Genomic DNA, 5632 nt, shown 5'->3' on the forward strand with positions numbered 1-5632 from the left:
CGCCCATTCTTTTTCGTGTGTTTTTTATAAATATTGTTTAATCTATGTGGCCAAACTTTTTGTGTGTTACTGGGGGTGTGTGCCTCCGGGGCTTCCGCCCCCCCACACAAGTGGTAACCCCGATGCCTTAAGCTCAGCGCTCTATGAGTTGGTACGACGCGCTCGAGGCCGGTGAGCTCACCGTGCGGCCGTCGGTGGACGCGGCGAAGCGCTTCGGGGTGTCCATCGACCGGATGTGCGTGTCCGCATCATCCGGCACGCCACTCGCCGAAGTGCTGGCCGCGGTCGAGAAGTCGACGGCCGACGTCATTGTGCTCCGGTATCCGGCCCGCGAAACCACCTGGTTCGCCGCGCTCGCGAACGGACCGCGGCAGGCGCTGCTCGCGGACACGGTCGTCTGCTGGTCGCTCCCGGTCGGCAAAGGCCGGCGGCCCGCGCCACTGGCCGGGTTCACCGCGCAGCTCGAACCACAGGCCGCCGACGACGTGGTGGACGACCTGGTCGCGGACGTCTTCGGTGATTCCGGCAACCACTACTGCTCCGACCCGGTCTTCGACCGGTCCAGGGCACTGGCCGGCCGGCAGGAGTGGGCCCGGCGGCGGATCGCCGACGCGGGAGCCGTCGTACTGCGCGGACCGGACCGGCGGGTGCTCGCACTGGCCGCTATCGACCAGCAGCGGTCGTGGACCGAGGTCCAGCTGGCCGGCGTCGTCCCGGCCGAGCAGGGCCGTCGCCGCTACGGACACCTGCTGGCCGCGGTCGAGGACGTCTGCGCGACCCGGCGGCTCGTCGTCACTACCCAGACCCACCAGACCGGCATCCAAAGGATTTGGGCCCGCTACGGCTTCGAACCCGTGCATAACCTTCTGACGGTGCATCTCGTTGCCGCTTAGTAGGAGTGCGCTGGGGGCCCACTGTCTGCCGACCTCGAGAAAGGACACACCGTAGTGACGCCGCGGTTGAGCGTGGTGGTGCCCTTCTACGGCGTCGGCGAGTATCTCGAGGACTGCCTGGAATCGATCGCCCGGCAGGCCTGGACCGACTTCGAGGCGATCCTGGTCGACGACGGTTCCCCGGACGACAGTGCCGTGGTGGCCAAGGACTTCTGCGCCAAGGACCCCCGGTTCCGCTTGATCCAGCAGCAGAACGCCGGGCCCGGACCGGCCCGCGACCGCGGGATCCGCGAGGCGACCGGTGAGTACCTGGCCTTCGTCGACGGCGACGACCTGGTCTCCCGGTACGGATTCGCCGCCCTGGTCCGAACCCTGGACCGGACCGGCTCGGACATCGCCGGCGGTAACGCGCGCCGGTTCAACAACAGCTTCGGAGTGCGGCCGTCGTGGCTGCACAAGCAGCCGTTCGCGCGGGTCCGGCATGCCACCCACGTCACCGAGTTCCCCGACCTGGTCCTGGACCGGATGCTCTGGAACAAGGTCTACCGCCGCTCGTTCTGGACCGAGAACGGCTACACGTTCCCGCCGATCCGCTACGAGGACTATCCGGTCGCGCTCAAGGCGCACCTGGATGCGGTCACCGTGGACACGATCACCCAGGCCGTCTACTACTGGCGCGAGCGCGAGTCCGGCGAGTCGATCACCCAGCAGAAGTTCCAGCTCGGCAACATCCGGGACCGGGTGACGTCGGCCGGGATGGTGATCGACCTGGTCGAGGACGCGGTCCCGGCGGTACGGCGGCGCACGCACGCGCACCTGGCGCAGATCGACGTACTGACGCTGATGTCCGCGTTCGGCAGCGTGCCGGCGGAGGACGAGCAGGCGTTGGTCGACCTGTCCCGCGAGCTGCTCTACCGGCTCGACGACGGGGTGCTGGCGGTCACCCACCGGTACGATCGGATCCAGCACGCCGCGCTGCGGGCCGGTGATGTCGACCTGCTCCGCCGGCTCGCGGTGTTCCGGAATTCCGGTGGGCTGCGTGGCGGCGCCCGCGCCGTACCGAGGTCGCGGCGGTCGAAGCAGCTCGACTACAACTACCCGGGCCTGGGCGAATCCGTCGTACCGCGGGCGCTGTACAAGCTCCGCGAGCAGGACCTGACGCTCGCGACGAGTGTGCGCGAGGTGGTGTGGGTCGACGGCAAGCTGTCGGTCAAGGGCACCGCCGAGATCCGGCACCTGGCGACCGACCGGACGTCGACGCTGCAGGTCGCGCTGGCCGTCGGCGACACGTCGTACCCGCTGCAGGTACGCCGGTACGACGCGCTCGGGTTGCACGGGGAGCAGGCGCTCGTCGGGTTCGAGGTACTGCTGGACCAGGAACTGCTGGCGAAATGCACCGGGAACCCGGCGCATTTCGAGGTGAAGATGCAGTCCGGGCGGCGGGACCGGAAGGGCATGCTCGGCAGTCAGGGCCCGGGAAGTCCCGGCTGGCCCCCCGGTGCCTGGATCGACGAGACGAGCTGGATCCAGCCGGGGCCTGGCAAGTACGGCTGGTTCTCGTTGCGGCGGTTGACGGACCCGTGCCGGTTGACCGCGGTCGAGCGGACCGCCGACGAGCTGGTGCTTCATGGCCACGCGTCGTTCGACGAGCCGGCGCTGTTCCTCAGCCGGCCGGTCGTCGGTGGCGAGGAGGAGATCCCGCTCGAGCTCGACGGCCGCGACTTCACGGCCCGGTTGCCGATCCGCGATCTGCGGGCGGCGGCGAACCACGACGACCCGTTCGGTCAGCGGACGACGCGCTCGTTCAAGGTGCGCGGTCCGGAGGAGCAGCAGCGCGTGCTGCTCTGGACGGCCGGTGACGATGCCGTCTCGATGGTCGAGGAGGGGCGCGTGGTGACGCTGACCCGGTCGACCGGTGGGTACGTGAACCTGCACGAGTCGCCGATCCGGACCACCGCGACCCATGCGGTTGCTGACGGCAACGAGTTGGTGGTGCGTGGCGTGTCCGGCCGCGACGTGAGCTTCAGCTGGCGGCGCTACTTGGCCGATTCCGACGACCACCTGGACGTCGAATGCCGTCGTACCGTCACCGCCGATGGCTGGGCGGCGGCGGTCGACGTGGACGGGCTGATCCCGGCGACCGCGGTGCAGGTCTCGGTCGACCCGCTCGCCGCGCTGGCCGACTGGATCCTGTTCGCGACCTCCGAAGACGACGGTACGGCGCACGCCGTGCAGTGCGAGCCCTTCCTGTGCAGCCGATTGCCACTCGCGATCGCCCACGGGGAACACGCGCTCGCCGTTCGACCACACGCCGGCACTCTGCACGTGGAGGTGCGCTGATGCATCATCACAACCACTACTACGGCCAGACGCACATCCTGTCGCGGTACGCCGGGTTCGACTTCGACCACCCGCCGCGGCTGCGGGGGTACCTGCAGCACGGCTGGAACATCGGCTGCGGCTGGAACCCGGTGCACGAGTTCTACGACGGCGCCTGGCGGTTCACCTGGAGCGACGCCCCGAAGCGACGCGGGCATTCGCTGGGCCGGCGGAACTACCACAGCATCGGTGCGCCGTTCCTGTACCTGCTCGAGCTCGAGCAGGAGCCCGAGGAACCGGTCGAGCGCGAGGGCACGCTGTGGTTCCTCTTCCACGGGTGGGAGGGCGGCAAGATCCACGGCGACCACCAGCGGCTGATCGACGAGATCCGCGAGACCGAGCCCGGTCCGGTGACTTTCAGCCTGTACTACACGGAGTTCGACCGGCCCGAGGTACGCGGCTTCTACGAGGACGCGGGCTTCCGGGTGGTGTCGTTCGGGCGCCGCGGCTTCTCCTACGAGGGGACCGACCGGCGTTTCCTGTTCAAGCAGCTCGCCGAGCTGCGCAAGCACAAGCGGGTCGCGGCCAACCGGCTGTCGACCGCGATCTTCTACGGCATCGCGGCGGGCTGTGAGCCGGCCGTGTACGGCGACCCGATGGAGATGGAAGGCGAGAACCCGCTGTTCGGCGGCCAGAGCCGGATCGAGCGCCTGTGGCCGGAAATGCTCGGCACCTCGATCGACCTCGAAGCCGCCCGGGCGACCACCGACCTCGAGCTCGGCAAACCCTGGATGATGCCGCCCGCGGAACTGCGAAGCCTGTTCGATTGGAGAGAGCGTGTCTGAACTGCAGGTCGTTCGCGGGGAGATGCAGCCGTGGAGCGATCAGACGACGGCGCGGCCCGCGCTCGCGGCGCTGCTGACCGACGTCGTCCCCGCCAACCGGCGGACGCTGATCCTCGGGCCGCATGCCCCGCACCTGATCGAGTCGGTGCTGGCGCACTCCGCGGACGTGACGATCCTGGTGCGCTCGGTCGCCGACGCGCAGCAGCTCGGTGAGGACTTCGGTCCGAACCTGCAGGTGATCGCCGGTGCGCTGGACGGCCTGCAGACCGACCCGTACGACGTGATCATCGCGAGCGACGGTCTCGACCGCCTGCTCGGGTACGACAGCGACGACCTGTCCTGGAGCGCGCGGCTGGCCGCGTTGTCCGCACTGACCACGCCGGACGCGGTCGTTGTACTCGGGGTGGAGAACGAGTTCTCGCTGCTGAACCTGCTGGACAGCCGGCCCGCCGACGAACGCCACGGCGACGACGAGTGGCGGCCGCTGCACGACGACCCCACCCGTCCGGTGTCGGTCGACCAGTTGCAGACCGCGCTGCCGTGGAAGACCGAGGTGTACGCCGACTTCGGGTCCCGCACGTTCGTCCGCAGCGACGTGGCCGCCGGGGCCCGTCCGGGTGAGCTCCCGACGCGACTGGCGATCGGCGCGCTCGAGTCGGTCGACGTACCGCTGTTGTCCCCGGCCCACGAGGGCATCGACACGGCCGCCCGAGCCGGCCTGCTGGCCGCGGTCCCCACGGGCTGGGTCGCCATCGCAGGCGCGCACGGCGCCCACGACCTCTACTCCCAGACGGCCGAAGCAGTCCTCACCGCAGACCAGACCCTAACGGGCTGGGACACCTCGGTCACCAACACACCTTCTGGTTCTGAAGGTCTGTCCTTCGACCCCACAGTCGTCCCCGCCACCATCTCCTCGGGTGTGTCGGTGGAGACCGTGTTGTTCCGCCTCGCGGCGGCTGAGGACGTGCCCGCTTTCCGCAAGCTGGCCGCGGATCTCGGCGAGTGGGTGACCACCTCGCGGGTGATCGTCCGTTGGGACGACGTGATCTACGACGGCGAGTCCTTCGCGTACGGCGTCTCGGCGTGGGTGACCGACGAGCCCGTCGAGAAGGAAGACCTGCTGGCGGCGGCCTGGTCGCGGTTCCAGGACCGGTTGATCGGCCAGCACCGGCGGCACCCGTGGCCGCCGTGGATGGTGGGCGACGACCTGGTCTCCGCCTGGCTCGGCATGTCCGGCGTCGAGGCGCCGGAACAACTTCAGGCGACCTCTCCCGACACCCTCCCGGCCGCCACCGAGCAGGTTGCCCGAGGCAAAGAGTTGGCCGCGGCCCTGACCGCCGTACTCGGCACCAGCACGCACGCGATCGACGTCCGCAGCGCCCTGACCGAGGCCGAAGAGGCCAAGCACGAGCTGTTCGAGCTCAAGGGGCACGTCTACGGTCTGGAGCGCACGCTCGGGTTCCGCAACAAGGCGATGAAGACCCGCGAGAACCGGATCCGCGAGCTGCGCCTGCAACTCCAACGCCTGCAGGCGGCCCACGAGCTGATCCGCGGATCCCGCACCTATGCGATGTC

At 69.2% G+C, this 5632-nt stretch carries 4 protein-coding genes; all 4 read left to right on the forward strand.

What is annotated here, in order from left to right; genetic code table 11:
• The first annotated feature begins 143 nt into the window (after positions 1–143).
• On the forward strand, positions 144–893 hold the full coding sequence (locus tag ACWGID_RS40755; protein ID WP_452204753.1) for an N-acetyltransferase: 750 nt from the start codon (positions 144–146) through the stop codon (positions 891–893).
• Between the two features lie 54 nt (positions 894–947).
• Positions 948–3233: a glycosyltransferase family 2 protein gene (locus tag ACWGID_RS40760; RefSeq protein WP_452204754.1), complete on the forward strand. Its 2286-nt coding sequence runs from the start codon at positions 948–950 to the stop codon at positions 3231–3233.
• Positions 3233–4057 (forward strand): hypothetical protein, encoded by an 825-nt coding sequence (locus ACWGID_RS40765; RefSeq protein ID WP_452204755.1) that lies wholly within the window; start codon positions 3233–3235, stop codon positions 4055–4057. Before ACWGID_RS40760 ends, ACWGID_RS40765 begins: the two co-directional genes overlap by 1 nt.
• Positions 4050–5632, forward strand: a 1583-nt coding sequence (locus ACWGID_RS40770; protein ID WP_452204756.1) for a hypothetical protein, incomplete at its 3' end; no start/stop codon positions are given. The genes ACWGID_RS40765 and ACWGID_RS40770, both read left to right, overlap by 8 nt.

It is taken from the genome of Kribbella sp. NPDC054772 (genome assembly GCF_053611945.1).